This window comes from Aeromicrobium sp. Leaf245, assembly GCF_942548115.1.
In the GTDB taxonomy this organism is placed as follows: Bacteria; Actinomycetota; Actinomycetes; order Propionibacteriales; family Nocardioidaceae; genus Aeromicrobium.
In genome coordinates this window covers 2,570,094-2,589,815 of the sequence record NZ_OW824151.1, presented here as the reverse complement: position 1 = coordinate 2,589,815, position 19,722 = coordinate 2,570,094, and the positions used below count along the sequence as shown (strand labels likewise).

Sequence of the window (19,722 nt, the reverse complement as noted above, 5' to 3'; positions counted from 1 at the left end):
TCCTCCTCAGGGCGAGCGTACCGACCGGCGCCGGAGCCCGACGGTCACTCCCCGAAGGACCGCGGCGAGGGCGAAAGCCACGAGGGCGAGGAGCACGATCGTCGGGCCGGGCGCGGTGTCGGCCTCGAAGCTGACGACCACGCCGGAGACCGCGGTGACCAGTCCGATCGCCATCGCAGCCAGGTGGGTGGAGCGGAAGCTCCGGCTGACCTGCTGCGCTGCGGCCACCGGCACCACCATCAGGGCCGAGACCAGGAGCAGCCCGACGGTGCGCATGGCGACCGTGATGGTCGCCGCCGCGAGCACCGCGATGAGCACGCCGTACAGACGCACGGGCACGCCGCACACCCGGGCGTGCTCCTCGTCCTGGCAGACCGCGAACAGCTGGGGCGAGAGCACCAGGCACAGGGCGACCACGACGACACCCAGCACCGAGACGACGGTGACGTCGGACGGCGTGACGGTCGTGATGGAGCCGAAGAGGTACCGGTTCAGCGTGGCGGCACCCTCGCCGGCGAGACCGATCAGCAGCACGCCTCCGGCGATGCCGCCGTAGAACAGCATCGCGAGGGCGACGTCGCCGCTCGTGCGGGTGAACGTGCGCAGCACCTCGATGAGCACGGCTCCCAGCACCGCCACGACGAGGGCGGTCAGGAGCGGCGCGGTGCCGGTGAGCAGGCCGATCGCCACGCCCGTGAGCGCCACGTGGCCCAGACCGTCGCCGAGCAGCGCGAGGCGGCGCTGCACCATGTAGGTGCCGATGGCGGGAGCGGCCAGGCCGGTGAAGACGGCGGCGACGATCGCCAGCCGCATGAACTCGTAGTCGAGGATCTGGAGCATCACCACACCCCTTCCTCGGGCAGGGGTCGAAGGCGACCGGGCTGGGCGGAGTGCGGGTGGGCGTCGCCGTGGTGCTCCTGGTGGGCCCCCGCGACGTGGTCGTCGACGGGCCCGTCGTGGACGACCCGGCCGCGATCGAGCACGACCGCACGGTCGATCAGGGGGAGCATCGGGCCCAGCTCGTGGGCCACCAGCAGCACGGTGGTGCCGTCGGCGGCGAGATCGGCCAGCAGCCCCGCGAGGTCCTGGGTGTGGTGGGCGTCGACGCCTGCGGTGGGCTCGTCCATGACCAGGAGGTCCGGCTCCCCGGCGAGCGCCCGAGCGATCGAGACCCGCTGCTGCTGCCCGCCGGAGAGCTCCACGAGCGGGGAGCCGGCACGGTGGGCGAGCCCGACGCTCTCGAGCGCCGTCGTCACGGCCTCCCGGTCGGGACGACGGGGCAGCCCGAACCGGGGCCGGCGCGACAGCCGACCGCTCGCGACGACCTCACGGACGGTGGCCGGGACACCCGCCACGGCCGCCGACCGCTGGGGCACGTAGCCGATGCGCTGCCAGCCGTGGAACCCGTCGAGCGGCTCGCCGAACAGCTCGATGGTGCCGGTCGACGGCACGAGCCCGACGGCGGCGCGGACGAGGGTGGACTTGCCTGAGCCGTTGGAGCCCAGCAGCGTGACGAACTCACCCTGCGCGACCTCCAGGTCGACGTCGCGCAGCACAGGGTCCCCGCCGAGCGTGACGTCCACGCCACGCATCAGGAGCGGAGGGTGTGTCATGAGCAGTCGTTGGCCTTCTGCAGGGTGGCGAGGTTGGTGCGCATGATCGAGAGGTAGTCCTCGTCGGACGTCGCCTTGGTGAGTCCCTCGATCGGGTCGAGCGTAGCCGTCTCGACCCCGGCCTCGCGGGCCACGGTGTTCGCCACGGCGGGGCTCACGAGCGTCTCCGTGAAGACCGTGGTGATGCCGTCGGTCCTGACCAGGTCCGAGATCGTGGCGAGCTGGGCGGCGGACGGCTCCGTGCCGGGGTCGATGCCGGCGATCGGGATCTGCGTCAGGTCGTAGGCCTGGGCGAGGTAGGCGAAGGCTGCGTGGCTCGTCACGATGTCGCGGACCTTGCAGTCGGCGAGCCCGGTCGTCAGGTCCTCGTCGAGGGTCGTCAGGTCCTCGACGAGCGCGGCGGCGTTCGCGCGGTACTCGTCGGCGTGGTCGGGGTCGATCTCGACCAGGGCGTCGCGCACGTGCTCGGTGACCGGGACGAGGTTGGTCGGGTCGAGCCACAGGTGCGGGTCGACCCCGCCGTGGTCGTGGCCGTGGTCATGACCCTCGTGCTCGTCGCCCTCCTCGTGCGCGTGCTCGTCACCCTCCTCGTGGGCATGGTCCTCGCCCTCGGCCTCATCCTCGGACTCCTCGATGAGCGTGACGCCGTCGGCGGAGTCGATGGTGGTGCCCTTGGTGCGGTCGGCCTGCTCGACGGCCTCGTCGACGGCCGTCTGGAACTGGCTCTGGTAGACGACCAGGTCGGCGTCCTGCACCGCGGCGACCTGCCGCGGGCTCAGCTCCAGGTCGTGCGGCTCCCCGCCGGGGGCCGTGAGGTTGGTGACCTCGGCGCGGTCGCCGGCGACGCGCTCGGTGACGAACTGGACGGGGTAGAACGACGTGACGACCGAGACGTCGTCGGTGCTCCCTCCGGAGCTGCCGCACCCGGCCAGCACGAGAGCACAGGACGACAGCAGGACGGCGGGGCGCACGAGGGAGAACGTCATGAGAACGATTCTCAAGAGTCACGGGAACGATTGTCAAATCGCCACCGTGTCGACCCGGTCACAACCGGCGTGGGTACGCTGAGGCCCACTCGGGCGCGCGCGGCCACGGACGCGCGCACGGCCCGCCGACACCCAGCCGGAACGGAGCGCCTCACCATGGCCACGAGCCTCATCGACACCGTCATCTCCCTCTGCAAGCGCCGGGGATTCGTCTACCAGTGCGGCGAGATCTACGGTGGCACGAAGTCGGCCTGGGACTACGGGCCGCTCGGCACCGAGCTCAAGGAGAACATCAAGCGTCAGTGGTGGCGCTCGATGGTGCAGGGGCGTGACGACGTCGTCGGACTCGACTCCTCGGTCATCCTTCCCACGTCCGTGTGGGAGGCCTCGGGCCACCTCGCTGCCTTCGTCGACCCGCTCGTCGAGTGCCTCTCCTGCCACCGTCGCTACCGCCAGGACCACCTGCAGGAGGCGTACGCGGAGAAGAAGGGCCTGGCCGACCCCGACGCCGTGTCCATGAGCGACCTCGTGTGCGCCAACTGCGGCACCAAGGGCCAGTGGACCGAGCCGCGGATGTTCAACGGCCTGCTCAAGACCTACCTCGGTCCCGTGGAGTCCGAGGAGGGTCTGCACTACCTGCGCCCCGAGACCGCGCAGGGCATCTTCGTGAACTTCGCGCAGGTCATGACCACCTCGCGCAAGAAGCCGCCGTTCGGCATCGGGCAGATCGGCAAGAGCTTCCGCAACGAGATCACGCCGGGCAACTTCATCTTCCGCACGCGCGAGTTCGAGCAGATGGAGATGGAGTTCTTCGTCGAGCCCGGGACGGACGAGGAGTGGCACGAGCGCTGGCTCGAGACGCGCATGAGCTGGTACACCGGCCTCGGCGTGGATCCGGAGAACCTTCGCTTCTACGAGCACCCCGCCGAGAAGCTCTCGCACTACTCCAAGCGCACCGTCGACATCGAGTACCGGTTCCGCTTCCAGGGCTCGGAGTGGGGCGAGCTGGAGGGTGTGGCCAACCGCACCGACTTCGACCTGCGCACGCACAGCGAGCACTCCGGGAAGGACCTGTCGTACTTCGACCAGGCCACGGGCGAGCGCTACACGCCGTACGTGATCGAGCCCGCGGCCGGCGTCAACCGCTCGATGATGGCCTTCCTCGTCGACGCCTACGCCGAGGACGAGGCCCCCAACACCAAGGGCGGCGTGGACAAGCGCACGGTGCTGCGCCTCGACCCGCGGCTCGCCCCGGCCAAGGCTGCGGTGCTCCCGCTGTCGCGCAACGAGCAGCTGTCGCCCACGGCCCGCGGGCTGGCCGATGAGCTGCGCGGCTTCTGGAACGTGGAGTTCGACGACGCCGCCGCGATCGGCAAGCGGTACCGCCGCCAGGACGAGATCGGCACGCCGTTCTGCATCACGGTCGACTTCGACACCCTCGACGACCAGGCCGTCACCATCCGTGACCGTGACACGATGCAGCAGGAGCGGGTGGGTCTGACCCAGGTGCGCGACTGGCTCGCGGCGCGCCTGCCCGGGTGCTGAACCCCGCCAGGGCCACAATCGTCCCGTGAGCACGCGCACCGGTCCCGTCGCCGCCTCCGTCCTGGTCCTGGCGCTGGCCGCTGCCTGCTCGTCCGAGGACGAGGCGCCGCCGGTCCCCACGCCGAAGGGATTCGACGTCCCGGCCGGCGTCACGCTCACCCAGCCGGGCACGTCCCTCGCCCTCGGCAAGCCCGCGACGGTCGTGCTGGACCTCGGCGACGGTGCCGCGAGCGCGGTCACCGTGATCGTCGACGAGGTGCGCAAGGGCACGCTCAAGGACTTCCGGTTCTTCAGCCTCGACGAGCAGAGCTCGACCGCGACGCCCTACTACGTCGACCTCACCGTGCGCAACGACGGACCGGCCGGTCTGGGTGGGTCGTCCCTGCCGGTGCTGGCGCACTCCAGTGCCGAGACGGTGTACCCGGCGAGCGAGCTGGTCGGTGACTTCGAGCCCTGCCCGTCGTCGGCGCTGCCGGGCCGCTTCCTGTCCGGCGCCTCCGCCACGCTGTGCTTCATCTACCTCGTGCCGAAGGGGGAGACCCTTCGGACGATCGACCTCCAGCCGTCGGACGCCTCCTCGGCGGTGCGCTGGAAGGCCTCGTCCTGACGGGGACCCGTCGCGGTCGACCGGTGGGAAGAATGACTTTTTCATGTTCTTTCTGTCATTCAGGAAGTTCTTTCCGGCGAGGTGTTCCGTTGTCGGGTGCCGTGTGCTCAAGATGGACGAGGATCACGCGTCGACCAGGGGCACGCAGATCTGCTGGGAGCATCGACGACGTTCGTCGACCCGGACCGGCGGCGAGCTCGTCGGTGCTCCCAGACCTCGGGTGGCGGCACCCGGCCCCCTGGCACAATTGAACTCGGGGTCGAACGCAGGGCCCCACTCGAGCCTCCTCGTGGGACATGCCCACGGCAGGCGAGCGGCGCCGGACGACTCTCCCATTCGCCCGGCCTGTACGTCGCCCGCCCTCGTCGCCGGGAACGGAGCCACTCCCGCTCCGGGCCCACCGGGCCACTGCTCACGAGGAACCCACCAGGGTCGGCGTCCGGCGACGGTCGGACGCCGACCCTGAGTGCTGTCCCGTGCACGAGCGACGAGGGCGACCAGGGATACTGGAACCCTCATGACCGTCACCGACCCGAGCGCCGCGCCCGGACTCCGCGAGCCCGCCGCGCTGCGCCTGGGGGGCCTCGAGGTCGACGTCCCGGTGGTCTTGGCGCCGATGGCGGGCGTCACCAACGTGGCGTTCCGGCGGCTGTGCGCCGAGCAGGGCGCCGGTCTCTACGTGTGCGAGATGATCACGTCACGCGGGCTCGTCGAGGGTGACGCCACCAGCCTGTCGATGCTGACGTTCGCCGACAACGAGACCGTGCGGTCGGTGCAGCTGTACGGCGTCGACCCGGTGGTGATGGGCCGGGCCGTCGAGATCCTCTGTGCGGACCACGGCGTGGAGCACGTGGACCTGAACTTCGGCTGCCCCGTCCCCAAGATCACCCGCAAGGGTGGCGGGGCCGCGCTGCCGTGGAAGGCCGGGCTGCTCGGACGGATCCTGGAGGAGACGGTGCGTGCGGCGCAGCCGTACGGCGTGCCGGTCACCATGAAGACCCGCCTGGGCATCGACGAGGACCACCTGACGTACCTGGACGCCGGCCGGATCGCCGAGGACGCGGGCTGCGCCGCCATCGCCCTGCACGGTCGCACCGCGGCGCAGCACTACTCCGGGCGGGCACGGTGGGATGCGATCGGCGAGCTCAAGGCCGCGGTCGGCATCCCGGTGCTCGGCAACGGCGACATCTGGGAGGCCACCGACGCCGCGAGGATGATGGCCGAGACGGGCTGCGACGGCGTCGTCGTGGGTCGCGGATGCCTGGGTCGGCCGTGGCTGTTCCGCGACCTCGCCGCCACCCTCGGCGCCGACCCCGGGGGTGGAGCACCCACGCCGACCCTGCCGAGGCTCGGCGAGGTGGCTGCCGTCATGCGGCGGCACGCTGAGCTCCTGGGCGACTGGCTGGGGGAGGAGCGCGGCTGCATCGAGTTCCGCAAGCACGTCGCCTGGTACCTCAAGGGCTTCGCAGCGGGCTCGCGGATCCGGACGGAGCTCGGCGGCGTCTCGTCGTACTCCTCGCTCGACCGGCTGCTCGGCGACCTGGACCCCGACGAGCCCTACCCGGTCTCCGAGCTCGGGACGCCGCGCGGTCGTCAGGGCAGTCCCCGCAAGGTGGCCCTGCCCGACGGGTGGCTCGGTTCACGCGAGGTCGTGGGTGCCGTCGACCCCGCGGCCGAGGACGCCACGAGCGGCGGCTGACCCGACGTCGGCCCGGGCCGACCGGGCTGCACCGACCGCCCGGAGCGCGACGTCCCGGGCGACGGGTCCCGCCAGGTGGTGGGCGTCGACGTCCACGGGTCCGTCGGGCGTGTGCAGCTCGACCGTGGCGACGCCGAGACGCCGCTGCAGCGGTCCCTGGCGCAGCGCGATCGACTGCACCTTGGCGTGGGGGGCACTGCTGGTCCGTCGTGCCAACCACCCCGTCGACGACGTCGCGCGCCGCGGGCCCAGGTCGATCCAGCGGTAGCGCCAGCCGATCGGTGCGAAGGGCCACGACCGCCGGCTCGCTCGGACCGGCCCCGTCCGGTCGACCTCGCCGACGACCGTCTCGGGAACGAGCTCGTCGACCAGAGCGGCGGCCAGGGCGCGGTCCGCGATGGGCAGCAGGGTGGTATCGCGGGCTGCCTCGTCGCCGGTGCCGCTTCCGGCGACGTCGACCTCGAGACGGCACCAGCCGAGAGATCGCCAGAGGATCGGCTCGACCACGGCGATGCCCTGCACCCGGGCGAACGGGATGGTCTGCGAGGTCAGGGACAGCAGACCTCGCTCGATCCGCAGACCGTGTGGCGTGCGCCAGAGGGTGAAGCCCCACTCCGCCACCACGCGCCGCGAGATCAGCTGGACCGCCCAGGAGAGCGCCGGGAGCACGCCACCGAGGAGCACGAGCGGCGCGCCGAAGCCGATGGCGGCCAGGACCACCGCGGCGACGGCCGCCAGCGCGGTGAGCAGGTCCAGGCTCAGGAGGGCGCCGAGCATCGTGCGCTCCGGCGTGACCCGGGTGATGAGGTCGCGGTCGTCCAGCGCCTCGACCGGGTCGGCATCATCGGCAGCGCCACCGTGCGCCCGCCTCAGGAGCAGTCGACGGACGTCGTGGGCCTGGTCGAGCGGGAGGAACCTGACGACGAGCCGGGACTCGTCCCCTCCGGCCAGCTCGATCCGCACCTCGGCGAGGCCCACGACCCGGGCCAGGAGCGGTTCGGCGACGTCGACGGCCTGGATGCGCTCGAACGCGGCACGGCGCGACCGACGGTTCAGGACACCGCTGTCGATGCGCACCTCGTCGTCGTCGACGACGTAGCGGGTGAACCACCAGGAGACGAAGCCTGCGGCCTGGCCGAGCAGGAGGCCTCCGCCGAGGACGCCGAGCAGGGCGGCCCACCACGGCACGCCGTCCCAGCGGTCCCCCTGGAGGTAGGAGGTGCCGATCGCGATCACCGCGGCACCGGCCCACAGCCCGCCCTGCACCGCACCGGTCAGGGGGTGGGTGCGGCTGCCGACGGTCGGCAGGGCGGTGCCCGGGTCGCCGGAGGTGGCAGCCTCGACGGGCTCAGACCCCGCCATCGCGCGCCTGCCCGAGCTCGGTGAGCCGGTCGCGGAGCAGGCGCGCCTCGTCGGCCGGGATGCCGGGCACGACGGCCGCGGTCTCGGTGCTGGCCGTGTGCAGGGAGACGCGGGCGATGCCCAGCCGTCGCTCGACCGGCCCGCCCTCGACGTCGACGAACTGGACGCGGCCGTAGGGCACCACCACGAGTCGGCGGAACATGACGCCCGAGGTGACGAGCAGGTCGTCCTCGGCCTCCGCCCAGCCCCAGGACCGACGGTTCCGCTCGGCCCACCACCAGGTCGTCGCGGCGGCCGCGGCGGCGCACGCCGCCAGGGCCCCGAGCCCGACGCTCACGAGGACGTGCGCGTCGACGGCGGTGGCCGTCGCGGCACCCGCGGCCAGCAGGACGGCGAGGACGACGAGCGGGATGACGAGCACGATGCGGCGACGCGTCGTGAGGGCAGGGGAGACGGGACGCCAGGTCTCGGCGACGGGCCGGAAGAGAGATGCGTCCACGTCCTGCAGCCTAGGTGCACGCGGGGCGGGTCCCGGTGGACGCCCGAGGTTTGACCCGGGCCCGGTCGCGGTGGGACACTGGCAGACGCAGCCGCCGCTGTACCCCAGTCCCGCCGCCCGGCACTCGAGCCGGAGCCGCGACCTTCCTGCGGAGGATCACTCATGGCCAAGGCTCTCGTCGGATTCGTCGGTGGACCGACGCTCGACCAGCTGAACGAGGTCGCGCGGCTGCGCCGACGTGTCGCCGACCTCGAGGCCGAGGTGCTGCGACTGAACACCGAGAACGACGGTCTGCTCAAGACCCTGTCCGAGCGGGTCGACCAGGTGACCGCGGGCGACCTGCTCGAGCCGCTCTCGCGCTGATCCCAGTACCCTCGCTCGCCTCCGAGGGCGGGACACGACGACGCACTAGGGTGGTCGCGTGTACCTGAAGAGCCTCACGCTGCGCGGTTTCAAGTCGTTCGCGTCGAGCACCACCCTGGAGCTCGAGCCCGGCATCACGTGCGTGGTGGGGCCAAACGGCTCCGGCAAGTCGAACGTCGTGGACGCCCTCGCCTGGGTCATGGGCGAGCAGGGTGCCAAGTCGCTGCGCGGCGGCAAGATGGAGGACGTCATCTTCGCCGGCACCTCCGGCCGCCCGCCGCTCGGCCGCGCCGAGGTGGTCCTCACGATCGACAACACCGACGGTGCACTGCCCATCGAGTACAGCGAGGTCACGATCTCGCGGACCATGTTCCGCAACGGCGGTTCGGAGTACGCGATCAACGGCACCAGCTGCCGTCTGCTCGACGTGCAGGAGCTGCTGAGCGACTCCGGCATCGGCCGCGAGATGCACGTGATCGTGGGACAGGGGCAGCTCGACTCGGTGCTGCGGGCCACCCCCGAGGAGCGTCGCGGCTTCGTCGAGGAGGCCGCCGGTGTGCTCAAGCACCGCAAGCGCAAGGAGAAGGCGCTGCGCAAGCTCGACGCGACGCAGGGGAACCTGACGCGTCTGCAGGACGTGCTCACCGAGCTACGGCGCCAGCTCAAGCCGCTCGGCCGGCAGGCCGAGGTGGCGCGGCGTGCCGTGACCATCCAGGCCGACGTGCGCGACGCGCGGTCCCGCCTGCTCGCCGACGACATCGTCACCGCGCGGTCCACGATCGCCGAGGAGATGGCCGACGAGGCCGCGCTCAAGCAGCGACGGTCGGCCGTCGAGCACGCGGTGTCCGTCGCGCGCCAGCAGGAGACCGAGCTCGAGGACCAGCTGCGCGAGGACTCGCCGGCGCTGTCGGCCGCCCAGGAGACCTGGTACGCCCTGTCGGGGCTGCGCGAGCGCATGCGCGGCACCGCCGGGCTCGCCAACGAGCGGATCCGACTGGCCGCCGTGGAGTCCGACGACCGGCCCTCCGGTCGTGACCCCGAGGAGCTCGAGGCGGAGGCCCGACGGGTCGAGGAGCAGCACCAGGCCATGACGACGTCGGTCGCCGAGGCGCGGGCCGCGCTCGAGACCGCCGTGGCGGCGCGGGGCGAGGCCGAGACGTCCTACGGCGAGGAGGAGCGACGGGTCGCGGGTCTGCTGCGGGCCGCCGCCGACCGTCGTGAGGGTCTCGCGCGCCTGCACGGGCAGGTCAACGCGCTCAAGAGCCGCGCCGAGGCCGCCGACGCGGAGGTGGCCCGCCTGCGCTCGGCGCGCGACGAGGCGCTCAAGCGGTCCGAGGAGGCGCAGAAGGCGTTTGCCGTGCGCGAGAGCGAGATCGCCGGGCTGAGCCAGGGCGAGTCAGGGCTCGACGAGGCGCTCGAGTCGGCCGAGGCCGCGCTGGCCGACGCCGAGGCGAAGGCCCGCGAGGTCACGACGGTGGAGCAGGAGGCCGGCCGCCGGCAGGCAGGTCTGGCCGCTCGTGTCGAGGCGCTGGAGGTGGGCCTGGCGCGCAAGGACGGTGCGGGTGCCCTGCTGGCGGTCTCCGACGAGATCAGCGGGCTGCTCGGCTCGGTGGCCGCGCTCATCACCGTGCGCCCCGGCTTCGAGGCCGCCATCGCCTCCGCGCTCGGGTCCGCCGCCGACGCCGTGGCCGTCGACCACCTCGACACCGCCGTCACGGCGATGGAGCTGCTCAAGACGGAGGACCTCGGTCGTGCCGGGCTGCTGCTCGGCGGTGACACCGAGCTGGACGACACCGGGTGGCCGGGTCTGCCGGACGGTGCCACCTACGCCGTCGACGTCGTCGACCCGCCCGCCACCCTGCACGCGGCGCTGCGTCGGCTGCTGTTCAAGGTCGCGGTCGTCGACGACCTCACGGCCGCCAAGGTGCTGGTCGCCCAGGCGTCCGACCTCACGGCGGTGACGCGCGACGGGGACATCCTCGGGGCGCACTACGCCTCCGGTGGCTCGTCGTCGCAGCAGAGCCTGCTCGAGGTCCAGGCCGCCATCGACCAGGCGCGCGAGGAGCTGGGCGAGGCCGACCGACAGCTGGAGACGCTCCGCTTCGATGCGCAGCGCATCGCGCAGGAACGTGCAGCGGCGCAGGAGCGGGTCGATGCGGCGATGGAGAAGCTGCACGAGTCCGACGCGGAGATGTCGGCCGTCGCGGAGTCCCTCGGCCAGCTCGGGTCGACGGCGCGCGCGGCCAAGGGCGAGGCCGAGCGGCTGACGGCGGCGATCGCGTCGGCCCAGGAGGCGCACGAGCGCGACCTGGGCGGCCTGGCCGAGCTCGAGGAGCGCCTCACGCAGGCCGAGGAGGCGCCGGAGGAGGAACCCGACACCTCGGCGCTGGAGGAGCTCGCCGAGGTCGCGTCGACCGCGCGTCGCACCGAGACGGAGGCGCGACTGGCGCTGCGCACGAACGAGGAACGGGCCCGCGCGCTCGAGGGCCAGGCCAGTGCGCTGGTGGCGTCGGCGGCTGCCGAGCGCGAGGCGCGCATCCAGGCCCGGTTGCGGCGTGAGCAGCAGCTGCGCGAGGCCGAGACGGCGCGCGCGGTGCTGGCGGTGAGCGACGTCGCGCTCGCCCGGCTCGAGACCACGATCGCCGAGGCGGCGGCGCTGCGGACCGAGATCGAGCAGTCGCGCTCGGGCCGTGAGACGGAGCTGCGCGACGTGCGCGCGCGGCTGCGGACGCTGGCCGAGGAGCTCGACGGTCTCACCACCTCCGTGCACCGCGACGAGATGGCTCGGGCCGAGCAGCGGCTCCGCCTCGAGGCGCTCGAGGCGCGCGCGCTGGAGGAGCTCGGCGTCGAGGTCGAGGCGCTCGTGGCCGAGTACGGTCCCGACCAGCTGGTGCCGCCCCCCGCCCCGGAGGTGGTCGAGGCCACCGACGACGCCGTCGCGACCACCGGTGACGCGGACGACCCGCAGGCCGAGCCGGAAGGTCGGCCCTTCGACCGGGCCGAGCAGACCAAGCGGTTGCGGGCCGCCGAGCGGGCCATGGCCATGCTCGGCAAGGTCAACCCCTTGGCGCTCGAGGAGTTCTCGGCCCTCGAGGAGCGTCACCAGTTCCTGTCCGAGCAGCTCGACGACCTCAAGCGCACCCGGCAGGACCTGCTCGACATCGTGGCCGACGTCGACGAGCGGGTGCAGCAGGTCTTCAGCGAGGCCTGGACGGACGTGTCGCGCGAGTTCGAGGGGGTCTTCTCCCGACTCTTCCCCGGCGGCGAGGGCCGTCTGCTGCTCACCGACCCCGACGACCTGCTCACGACCGGCATCGACGTCGAGGCGCGCCCGCCCGGAAAAAAAGTCAAGAGGCTGTCGCTGCTCTCCGGTGGCGAGCGGTCGCTCGTGGCCGTCGCGTTCCTCGTGGCGCTGTTCAAGGCCAGGCCCAGCCCGTTCTACATCCTCGACGAGGTCGAGGCGGCGCTCGACGACACCAACCTCGGGCGTCTGCTGGAGATCTACGAGGAGCTGCGCGCCAACTCCCAGCTCATCGTCATCACCCACCAGAAGCGCACGATGGAGGTCGGCGACGCCCTCTACGGCGTGTCCATGCGGGGTGACGGCGTGACGACGGTGATCAGCCAGCGACTGCGTGAGGACGAGATGGCGTGAGCGAGAAAGATCGAGCACCGGCCGACGACGGGTCCCGACGGCGCGATGATTTTCCCGTCGTGCGTCGCATCTCCACCCGGTGGGAGGACGAGGACGTCTACGGGCACGTCAACAACGTCGTCTACTACTCGTTCTTCGACACGGCGGTGAACGGCTACCTCATCGACGCGAGTGGCACCGACATCCGCACCCTGGACGCGTACGGGGTGGTGGCCGAGACGGGGTGTCGGTTCCTGCGCGAGCTGCGCTTCCCCGGCGACGTCGAGGTGGGCCTGCGGGTGGTCCGGCTGGGGACGTCGAGCGTGGTCTACGAGATCGGCCTGTTCCAGGGCGCGGCACCCGAGCCGGCCGCGATCGGACGGTTCGTCCACGTGTACGTGACCGGCTCCGAGCGCGCGGTCACCCCAGTGCCCGACGTCGTCCGCGCGGTCCTCGAGCCGCTCACCTGACGCGACGGGCGCGGGTGGCCCGTACCGGCAGCGTCGCACCGACCGGGGGCGGCGCGGCGTCGGTGCGCATGAGGACCCGGCGGCCCGGCAGGTCGAGCTCCACGAGCCACTCGTGACCGCGGTACGAGCGGCGCGCGACGACCGCCGGCGTCGCAGCCTCGTCGACCACCACGTGCTCGGGCCGTACGACCAGCCGGGTGCCGTCGTCGCCGTCGATCGTCGCGGCCGCGACCAGTGGGTCGTCCTGGGCGAGCACGGTGGCCTCACCGAGGAAGGTCGCGGTCCACGCGTGCTCGGGCTCGCGGTAGAGCACCTCGGGCTCGGCCTGCTGCAGGACCGTCCCGTCGTGCATGACGGCCACCTCGTCGGCAAGGGTGAGCGCCTCGGCCTGGTCGTGCGTGACGAGCAGGGCCGTCGCCCTCTCGGCCACGAGCAGCTCGCGCACCTCGTGGCGCAGGTCGTCGCGCAGACGGGCGTCGAGAGCGGAGAACGGTTCGTCGAGCAGCACGAGGGCAGGGCTCGGTGCCAGGGCGCGCGCCACGGCGACCCGGTGCTGCTGGCCGCCGGACAGCTCGTGCGGGCGACGGTGCGCCAGCTCGGTGAGACCGACGAGGTCGAGGAGGTGCAAGATCCTGTCGCGCGACCCGCGGGGCAGTCCGAAGCCGACGTTGGCCGCGACGTCGAGGTGGGGGAACAGCGCCGCCTCCTGCGGGACGAGGGTGATCGACCGGTGATGCGTGGGCACCGACGCTCCGGGTGCGTCGAGCGGTCGTCCGAGCAGGGTGGTGCTCCCCGAGAGGGTGGGGTGCAGACCGGCGACGCAGCGCAGCAGGGTGGTCTTGCCGCAGCCGCTCGGCCCGACGAGCGCGACGAGGGTCCCCGCGGGCACCCGGAGGTCGACGCCCTGCAGCACGGCTGCGTCGTCGTACCCGGCGACGAGGCCGGAGACGACGAGCCCGCGTGCCACGGGGTCCATGTCGTTCATTCCCATCGGCGGGCCTCCCAGGACGTCGGTCGGGACAGCAGGAACGCGGGGATCGCGGCGAGCGCCACGACGGCGAGCGCGTAGGGAGCAGCGGCCCCGTACGCTGCCGAGCTCGTGCGGCTCCAGACCTCGGTGGCGAGGGTGTCGAGACCGGTGGGGCGCAGCAGGAGCGTGGCCGGGAGCTCCTTCATGACGGTCAGCATGACGAGCAGCGCACCTGCGGCGACTCCCGGAGCGGCAAGGACACCGGTGGTGCGGGCCTGGGCCGGCAGGGGGTGCCGACCGAGGCTGCGGGCCACCTCCGACAGCACCGGTGGGACGAGCGCCACGCTGGTGCGCGTGGCGCCGACGGCCTTGGGCAGGAACAGCACCACGTAGGCGAGCACCAGCACCACGACGCCCTGGTAGAGCCCGGGAACCACGCGCAGCGAGAAGTACACGAGCGACAGGGCCACCACGATGCCCGGCAGCGCGTGCCCGGCGAAGGCGAGGCTCTCGACGAGGGCCACGAGCCGGCCGCGGTGCCGGGCCGCCAGCACGCCGACCGGCACGGCGAGGACCACGACGGCCAGCGCGGCGACCATGCCGAGCAGGGTGGTGGTGAGGATCGCCGAGAGCAGCTCGCCGACGTCGAGGGCGCGCGCGGTCCCGGCGGCGAGACGCCTGAAGAGAGCCAGGATCGGGACCCCGACGGCCAGCAGGGGGACGACGAGCAGGCTGCCCGCCACGAGGGCGGTGGGCGCCGGCCCCAGACGGACCGGGCGCGGTGGAGCGGCGGTTCCCCGTCCGGTGCGCCATCGCTCACCGCGACCACGCACCGACCGCTCGAGCACGACGGTCCCGAGGGCGAGGAGCACGAGGAGCAGCGCGAGGACGACGGCCTGCTCCCTGCCGACGAACGAGCCGTACTCGCGCGAGATGGCGAAGGTGAACACGTCGAAGCGCAGCATGGCGACGGCCCCGAAGTCGGACAGGACGTAGAGCGCCACCAGGAGCGTGCCCGCTGCCGCCGCGGGGAGCACCTGGGGCAGCACGGTGCCCGTCCAGGCGCGGAACGGAGGTCGACCGAGGGTGCGCGCGACGGCGGCGGCATCGGGGTCGACACGACGCAGCGCGGCGGCCACGGGGAGCGTGACGTACGGCGTGCACACGAGCGAGAGCACGAGCCACGAGGGCCAGAAGCCGGTCCAGCCCGGGACCGTGGTGAGCCAGCCGAAGGCCGCGACGTACGACGGCATCGCGAGCGGGATGGCCGCGAGCACCCACCACACGCGACCGCCGGGCAACCTCACCGCCGAGGTGGCCGCGGCCGTGGCGAGGCCGACCAGAAGGGTCGTGACGCACACCGCCGCGGCCAGGCCGACGCTCGAGCCGAGCAGGGACAACGTCCGGGCCCGGCCCAGGGTCTCGGCGAAGACGTCGGGCCCGATCTGTGCTCCTCGGACCAGGAGGTAGCCGAGCGGGAGCGCGGCGACGGCCCCGCCGGCTCCTGCTGCGAGGAGCAGGAGCCGGCGGGGTCGGTGCGCCGGGCGGGTCCGGTCCGAGGTCACGGTCAGGACAGTCCGGCGTCCTGGATCATGCGCACCGTGGCCTCGAGGTCGGCCAGGTCGGAGAGGTCGATGTCCGGACCCTGGAGGTCGGCCAGCGCAGGCAGGCCCTCCGGGGCGTCGATGCCCTCCACGAGCGGGTACTCGTAGGTGTTCTCGACGAAGTACGTCTGGCCGGCGTCGGACAGGAGGTACTCGACGAACGCTGCGGCATCGTCGTGGTCGGACAGGATGCCCGCGCCGGTGACGTTGACGAGTGCGCCCGGGTCGCCGGCCTTCGGGAACGTCAGCTGCGCACGCATCTGGCCGGCGCCCACCTCGGCGGCCGTCTGGAACCAGTAGTAGTGGTTGATCAGGCCGAGGTCGAGCTGGCCGGTGTTGACGGCCTCGAGCACGGCGCCGTTCTTCTCGTACGACTGGTAGTCGTTGGCGGCCATGCCCTCCAGCCACGCCTGGGCCGCGTCGTCGCCCCGGGAGACGCGGAAGCCCGTGACGAAGGCCTGGAACGACGCGTTGCCGGGCGGGAAGCCCACGCGGCCCTTCCACTCCTCGTCCGTGAGGTCGGCGACCTCGTCGGGGACGTCGGCCTCGTCCAGCTTCTCGCTGTCGTACGCGATGACTCGGGCGCGACCGGTCACGCCCACCCACGACCCGTCGGTGGAGGTGAGGGACGCCGGGACCTTGTCGGTCAGGTCCGCGTCGAGGTCGCTCAGCAGGCCCGCCTCGGAGAGTGCGCCGAGGGCGCCGGCGTCCTGGGACAGGAACACGTCGGCGGGGGTGGCGTCACCCTCCTCGAGGAGGGTGGCCGTGAGCTCCGGGGTCTCTGCGTAGCGCGCCTCGACCTCGATCCCGGTGTCCTTCGTGAACTGCTCGACGAGCGGCGAGACGAGTGCCTCGTCGCGCCCGACGTAGACCACGAGCGGTCCGTCGTCGTCGGCCCCGTCGTCGCTCGAGCCGCCGCAGGCGGAGAGCACGAGCACGAGGACCGTGAGGGGGAGCGCGACGCGCGCGCCGCGGTGCCGCGAACGAGGGAGGGGGGTGCGCATGCAGGTGTCCTTGGTCGGAGTGATGAAGCAAGGTGAGCCTAAGTAAGGTGAGCCTGCCCGTCACTCCCTAACCTAGGGGGGTCTGATCGGCCGGGGGTCAGGAGGCGGCATGGGTGGCATCGAGCGGGTGCTGGTGGTCGACGACCACCAGGTCTTCGCCGACCTCGTGTCCGTGGCGCTCGAGAGCGACCCCACCATGCGCTGCGTCGGATCGGCCGCGTCGGTCGAGGACGCCCGACGGCTGGCCGCGGAGCTCCGCCCGGACCTGGCGCTCGTGGACGTGCGCCTGCCCGACGGCGACGGACTCGACCTCGCGGCCGAGCTGCTGGCCGCCCGACCGGAGCTGCGCGTGGTCGTGCTCACCGCCTACCCGCGTGCGGACCTGGTGGAGCGGGCCCGAGCGGTGGGCGTGGCCGCGCTGCTGGCCAAGGAGCTGTCCTTGACCGAGCTCCTGGCCGCGTTGCGCGACGCGCGCCCCGACGCCCCGGTGCTCGTGCAGCTGCAGGAGCCGCAGCACGGCCTGACCCGTCGTGAGCTCGAGGTGCTGGAGCTGCTCGGCGAGGGATCGGACGTGCGAGCCATCGCCCGCACGCTCGGCATCAGTCCGCACACGACGCGTGACCACGTGAAGAACGTGCTCGCCAAGCTGGGAGCGCGCACGCAGCTCGACGCCGTGGTGATGGCGGCGCGCAGCGGCATCCTGAGGATCGGCGCGCCGTAGTGGTGCTCGGCGGCACGGTGCGGCGGCGAGGGCGGACGGCCCGGGTCCCGTTCGGTGCGGAGGGGAGCCCCGTGCGCGGAGCGGTGGTCCGCTACGTGGCGGGCGCGTCGATCGTGCTGGTGCTCGTGGTGACGGTGGCCGTCGTGGTCGCGGGCCGGATCGCCACGCGGGAGGCACTCGACCATGCGGAGCTGGACGCCCGCACGCTGGCCGAGCAGTACGTCGCACCCTTGGGTGTGGACGCCCTCGACCCGGTGGGCGAGCGTGGCCGGCTCGACGACGCCTTCCTCGGCCGGGTAGACCAGGGTGCGCTGCGGCAGGTCAAGATCTGGGCCGACCTCGGTGACGGTCGTGGACGGATCGTCTACTCCGACAACCGCCTGTACCAGGGTGCCGAGGTCGAGCTGGGCGAGGAGTACGCCCTGTTCGCGTCGGGACGGGCGGTGGCGCGTCGCGTGGAGCCGGCGGCCGAAGGACCACAGCCCTACCCGGAGGGGACCTACGAGGTGTCCGTGGGGTTCCGCGACGGCCGCGGCACCCCATTCCTGTTCGAGGCGTACCTGCCGACGCCGGCCATGGCGTTGAGCCGGAGCGAGCTGCTCCGGCAGTGGCTGCCGGTGGTCGTGGGTTCCCTGCTGCTGTTCGCGGTGGCGACGTTGCCGTTGGCGGTCGGTCTGGCGCGACGGGCGGGTGCGGCGGAGTCCGACCGCCGGCGCCTCGCGCAGCGAGGGCTGCGCGACGCCCTGTCCGACCGACGCCGGATGGCGCAGCGCCTGCACGACGGCCCGGTGCAGGAGCTGTCGGGTGCGGCGCTCGTGCTGGACAGCGTCGATCGTGGGGGGCTCTCTGAGTCGGACGCAGCCGCGCTGGACCGGGCCACCCGGGTGCTGCGCGACGGCGTGGGTGAGCTGCGTTCGGTGGGCGACGACCTGTTCCCCGACGCCGTGTCCGCCGAGGGTCTGCGGGCAGCGGTCGACGAGCTGGGGCGCGGCTCGGGCGAGGTCGGACTCGACGTGGCGGTGCGGGTGGACGGGGGCCTGGGGCTGGACGCCGACGCCTCGTTCCTCGTGTACCGCGTCGTGCGGGAGGGTCTGCGCAACGTGGTGCGGCACGCGGGCGCGCGCTCCGCGTCCGTCGAGGTCACACAGGTCGTCGACTCGTCGGTGCCCGGCGTGCGCGTGACCGTGACCGACGACGGCGTGGGGCTTCCCGCCGAGGTGCGCCACGGGCTGGGACTCCGCCTGCTCGCACACGAGGTGCACGGTGTCGGCGGGACGTTGCGGCTCGAGCCGGCCGAGGGCAGCGTCGACGGGTCGTGCTTGCAGGTGTGGCTTCCGGCGGACCTGCCGGAATGAGGCGTGGCTTGACTCAGGCGGCGGGCAGCAGCTCGGGCCACTGCTCGACGGGCAACGGGTCGGGGTCGCGGCGATAGACGTGTCCGGTGCGGGTGGTCCACTCCCAGGATCGTCCGCGACGTCTGAGTCGGTACAGGCGGGCGGTCTTGAGTCGATGGGCCCGGCGGTGGATCGGGCCGAGGTTGGTGCCCCGTGTGGGTGCGGGCCAGGCCTCGGTGTGGTCGATGTCGCTGCGTGAGGCGGGGACGTCGGAGGTCGGGAAGCTCGTCGTACCGTCGCGGAACCAGAGGGCGGTACGGATCTTCTCCGGTGCGAACCGGCCGAGGTGGGTGGCGTCGAGCAGATGCCCGTGGTCGTCGGTGAGCAGCCTGTAGAAGACCGTGCCGGGCTCCACGGCCTTCTCGCGGACGAGCGCCGCAGGCACGGAGGCCGAGCGGTCGGCCAGCTCGCCGGGGGCATCGGAGATGCCCATGAGCGAGGTGACCGGGACGGTGATGCCGATGACCGTGCTCACGCCGCCGCGGTCGGAGCCGGCGGACTCCGCCTCCGGGTCCGGCGAGCCGAGCAGCAGCCCGGTGAACAGGTCGGCGCAGCGCTGGTCGTGGGTGCGGGGGTCGGCGGTCATGCCACGGGCCTCGGTGTCGAGGCGTTGAAGGGCGGCGTGTCCGTCGAGCTCGGGCACCAGGGCGGAGAGCCAGGCCATGCCGTCCCCGGCCGGGCTGAGCCGCACGTGGCGGTCGGCACGCGCACGACGGTGCCGCTCCCGAGCGGTGTCGGCCTCGAGTCGCTCGACCTGGCGGGAGAGCCAGCGTCGCGTCTGGGGCACCGTGTGGTCGGCCGCGTACCGGGCGATGCGCTCGTCGAGGACGGCAGGGGAGTCCGGCTCGGTGAGCCGCTGCAGCTGGACGTCGACGATGTCTACGTGGTGCTGGCTGACGGACCCGCCCAGGAACGCCTTCCACACCGCGGGCAGGCGGCCTCGGACCCGTCGGGCCATGGCCAGGCGGGCGACCACGGTGCCGGGTGCGACTCCCAGGGCGAGCGAGAGGTCGTGCGCCGCTGCCTGGGCGGCCGTGCGTGCGGCGGACCGCGAGTACTGCTCGCCCTCGGCCCGCGCGGACTCCACGTAGTCGAGCATGTCGACCAGCTGCTCGGCCTCGAGCACGTGGAGGGCTCGCCGACGCACCGTCACCCGGTCGACCGCCTCCGCGCCGGCCGTGCGGAAGGGCACGTCCAGCTCGGTGTCGTCGAAGGTGAAGTCCAGCTCGTCCATGTCCTCGACCCTAGAAG

17 protein-coding genes are annotated in these 19,722 nt (G+C 72.7%); 8 read left to right on the top strand and 9 right to left on the bottom strand.

Features of this window, described 5'->3' with window-relative positions; translation table 11 throughout:
* Nucleotides 1-6 precede the first annotated feature (6 nt).
* Genes NBW76_RS12655 through NBW76_RS12645 form a run of 3 tightly spaced genes read right to left on the bottom strand, consistent with a single transcriptional unit; the run spans nucleotide 7 to nucleotide 2,599 of the window.
* The gene (locus tag NBW76_RS12655) at nucleotides 7-840 is read right to left on the bottom strand and encodes a metal ABC transporter permease (RefSeq protein WP_055968532.1); all 834 of its coding nucleotides are present in this window, start codon (nucleotides 838-840) and stop codon (nucleotides 7-9) included.
* Nucleotides 840-1,613 carry a metal ABC transporter ATP-binding protein gene (locus tag NBW76_RS12650; RefSeq protein ID WP_055967214.1) on the bottom strand — a complete coding sequence of 258 codons (774 nt, stop codon included), beginning with the start codon at nucleotides 1,611-1,613 and terminating at the stop codon, nucleotides 840-842. The genes NBW76_RS12655 and NBW76_RS12650 overlap by 1 nt, the downstream gene beginning before the upstream one ends.
* A complete protein-coding gene (locus NBW76_RS12645) occupies nucleotides 1,610-2,599 on the bottom strand; it encodes a metal ABC transporter substrate-binding protein (RefSeq protein ID WP_056554080.1) in 990 nt (329 codons plus the stop codon). The genes NBW76_RS12650 and NBW76_RS12645 overlap by 4 nt, the downstream gene beginning before the upstream one ends.
* A gap of 156 nt (nucleotides 2,600-2,755) precedes the next feature.
* Between NBW76_RS12645 and NBW76_RS12640 the strand changes: the two genes are divergently transcribed.
* The 3 genes from NBW76_RS12640 (at nucleotide 2,756) to dusB (ending at nucleotide 6,450) form a co-directional block, all read left to right on the top strand.
* A complete protein-coding gene (locus tag NBW76_RS12640; RefSeq protein WP_056554083.1) occupies nucleotides 2,756-4,144 on the top strand; it encodes a glycine--tRNA ligase in 1,389 nt (462 codons plus the stop codon).
* A gap of 25 nt (nucleotides 4,145-4,169) precedes the next feature.
* Complete coding sequence (locus tag NBW76_RS12635; protein WP_055967225.1) at nucleotides 4,170-4,751, top strand: hypothetical protein; 582 nt, start codon at nucleotides 4,170-4,172, stop codon at nucleotides 4,749-4,751.
* Nucleotides 4,752-5,268: 517 nt separating this feature from the next.
* Nucleotides 5,269-6,450 carry a tRNA dihydrouridine synthase DusB gene (dusB, locus tag NBW76_RS12630; RefSeq protein ID WP_056554086.1) on the top strand — a complete coding sequence of 394 codons (1,182 nt, stop codon included), beginning with the start codon at nucleotides 5,269-5,271 and terminating at the stop codon, nucleotides 6,448-6,450.
* On the opposite strand, the gene NBW76_RS12625 is transcribed toward dusB, so the two are convergent.
* Nucleotides 6,391-7,812, bottom strand: coding sequence for a PH domain-containing protein (locus NBW76_RS12625; RefSeq protein ID WP_056554089.1), 1,422 nt, complete (start codon nucleotides 7,810-7,812; stop codon nucleotides 6,391-6,393). The genes dusB and NBW76_RS12625 overlap by 60 nt on opposite strands.
* Nucleotides 7,799-8,311, bottom strand: coding sequence for a PH domain-containing protein (locus NBW76_RS12620; RefSeq protein WP_055967234.1), 513 nt, complete (start codon nucleotides 8,309-8,311; stop codon nucleotides 7,799-7,801). The genes NBW76_RS12625 and NBW76_RS12620 overlap by 14 nt, the downstream gene beginning before the upstream one ends.
* 162 nt (nucleotides 8,312-8,473) lie before the next feature.
* Here NBW76_RS12620 and NBW76_RS12615 point away from each other — a divergent pair, with 162 nt between their 5' ends.
* The 3 genes from NBW76_RS12615 to NBW76_RS12605 are packed head-to-tail and all read left to right on the top strand — an operon-like array spanning nucleotide 8,474 to nucleotide 12,778.
* On the top strand, nucleotides 8,474-8,674 hold the full coding sequence (locus NBW76_RS12615; protein ID WP_055967237.1) for a hypothetical protein: 201 nt from the start codon (nucleotides 8,474-8,476) through the stop codon (nucleotides 8,672-8,674).
* A gap of 58 nt (nucleotides 8,675-8,732) precedes the next feature.
* Nucleotides 8,733-12,329: a chromosome segregation protein SMC gene (gene smc, locus NBW76_RS12610; protein ID WP_056554092.1), complete on the top strand. Its 3,597-nt coding sequence runs from the start codon at nucleotides 8,733-8,735 to the stop codon at nucleotides 12,327-12,329.
* A complete protein-coding gene (locus NBW76_RS12605; protein ID WP_082480777.1) occupies nucleotides 12,326-12,778 on the top strand; it encodes a thioesterase family protein in 453 nt (150 codons plus the stop codon). Before smc ends, NBW76_RS12605 begins: the two co-directional genes overlap by 4 nt.
* Here the strand turns inward: NBW76_RS12605 and NBW76_RS12600 are convergent.
* Genes NBW76_RS12600 through NBW76_RS12590 form a run of 3 tightly spaced genes read right to left on the bottom strand, consistent with a single transcriptional unit; the run spans nucleotide 12,771 to nucleotide 16,356 of the window.
* Nucleotides 12,771-13,769, bottom strand: a complete 999-nt coding sequence (locus tag NBW76_RS12600; RefSeq protein WP_200931757.1) for an ABC transporter ATP-binding protein — start codon at nucleotides 13,767-13,769, stop codon at nucleotides 12,771-12,773. The two genes, NBW76_RS12605 and NBW76_RS12600, sit on opposite strands and share 8 nt — an antisense overlap.
* Nucleotides 13,760-15,313, bottom strand: coding sequence for an iron ABC transporter permease (locus NBW76_RS12595; RefSeq protein ID WP_235492939.1), 1,554 nt, complete (start codon nucleotides 15,311-15,313; stop codon nucleotides 13,760-13,762). The genes NBW76_RS12600 and NBW76_RS12595 overlap by 10 nt, the downstream gene beginning before the upstream one ends.
* Before the next feature lie 2 nt (nucleotides 15,314-15,315).
* Nucleotides 15,316-16,356: an iron ABC transporter substrate-binding protein gene (locus NBW76_RS12590; protein ID WP_056554094.1), complete on the bottom strand. Its 1,041-nt coding sequence runs from the start codon at nucleotides 16,354-16,356 to the stop codon at nucleotides 15,316-15,318.
* A 109-nt stretch (nucleotides 16,357-16,465) separates the two neighbouring features.
* On the opposite strand from NBW76_RS12590, the gene NBW76_RS12585 reads away from it, so the two are divergent.
* Nucleotides 16,466-17,077, top strand: coding sequence for a response regulator transcription factor (locus NBW76_RS12585; RefSeq protein ID WP_055967252.1), 612 nt, complete (start codon nucleotides 16,466-16,468; stop codon nucleotides 17,075-17,077).
* Nucleotides 17,078-17,148: 71 nt separating this feature from the next.
* On the top strand, nucleotides 17,149-18,432 hold the full coding sequence (locus tag NBW76_RS12580; RefSeq protein WP_156364759.1) for a sensor histidine kinase: 1,284 nt from the start codon (nucleotides 17,149-17,151) through the stop codon (nucleotides 18,430-18,432).
* Between the two features lie 13 nt (nucleotides 18,433-18,445).
* Here NBW76_RS12580 and NBW76_RS12575 read toward each other — a convergent pair whose 3' ends face one another.
* Nucleotides 18,446-19,705 carry a DUF222 domain-containing protein gene (locus NBW76_RS12575; protein WP_056554100.1) on the bottom strand — a complete coding sequence of 420 codons (1,260 nt, stop codon included), beginning with the start codon at nucleotides 19,703-19,705 and terminating at the stop codon, nucleotides 18,446-18,448.
* Nucleotides 19,706-19,722: the final 17 nt, after the last annotated feature.

What these genes read in the sequence shown, in the direction of transcription:
- NBW76_RS12655 (WP_055968532.1), bottom strand. Translation starts at nt 840, where the DNA reads ATGCTCCAGATCCTCGACTACGAGTTCATGCGGCTGGCGATCGTCGCC.
- NBW76_RS12650 (WP_055967214.1), bottom strand. Translation starts at nt 1,613, where the DNA reads ATGACACACCCTCCGCTCCTGATGCGTGGCGTGGACGTCACGCTCGGC.
- NBW76_RS12645 (WP_056554080.1), bottom strand. Translation starts at nt 2,599, where the DNA reads ATGACGTTCTCCCTCGTGCGCCCCGCCGTCCTGCTGTCGTCCTGTGCT.
- NBW76_RS12640 (WP_056554083.1), top strand. Translation starts at nt 2,756, where the DNA reads ATGGCCACGAGCCTCATCGACACCGTCATCTCCCTCTGCAAGCGCCGG.
- dusB (WP_056554086.1), top strand. Translation starts at nt 5,269, where the DNA reads ATGACCGTCACCGACCCGAGCGCCGCGCCCGGACTCCGCGAGCCCGCC.
- NBW76_RS12625 (WP_056554089.1), bottom strand. Translation starts at nt 7,812, where the DNA reads ATGGCGGGGTCTGAGCCCGTCGAGGCTGCCACCTCCGGCGACCCGGGC.
- NBW76_RS12615 (WP_055967237.1), top strand. Translation starts at nt 8,474, where the DNA reads ATGGCCAAGGCTCTCGTCGGATTCGTCGGTGGACCGACGCTCGACCAG.
- NBW76_RS12600 (WP_200931757.1), bottom strand. Translation starts at nt 13,769, where the DNA reads ATGGGAATGAACGACATGGACCCCGTGGCACGCGGGCTCGTCGTCTCC.
- NBW76_RS12590 (WP_056554094.1), bottom strand. Translation starts at nt 16,356, where the DNA reads ATGCGCACCCCCCTCCCTCGTTCGCGGCACCGCGGCGCGCGCGTCGCG.
- NBW76_RS12585 (WP_055967252.1), top strand. Translation starts at nt 16,466, where the DNA reads ATGGGTGGCATCGAGCGGGTGCTGGTGGTCGACGACCACCAGGTCTTC.
- NBW76_RS12575 (WP_056554100.1), bottom strand. Translation starts at nt 19,705, where the DNA reads ATGGACGAGCTGGACTTCACCTTCGACGACACCGAGCTGGACGTGCCC.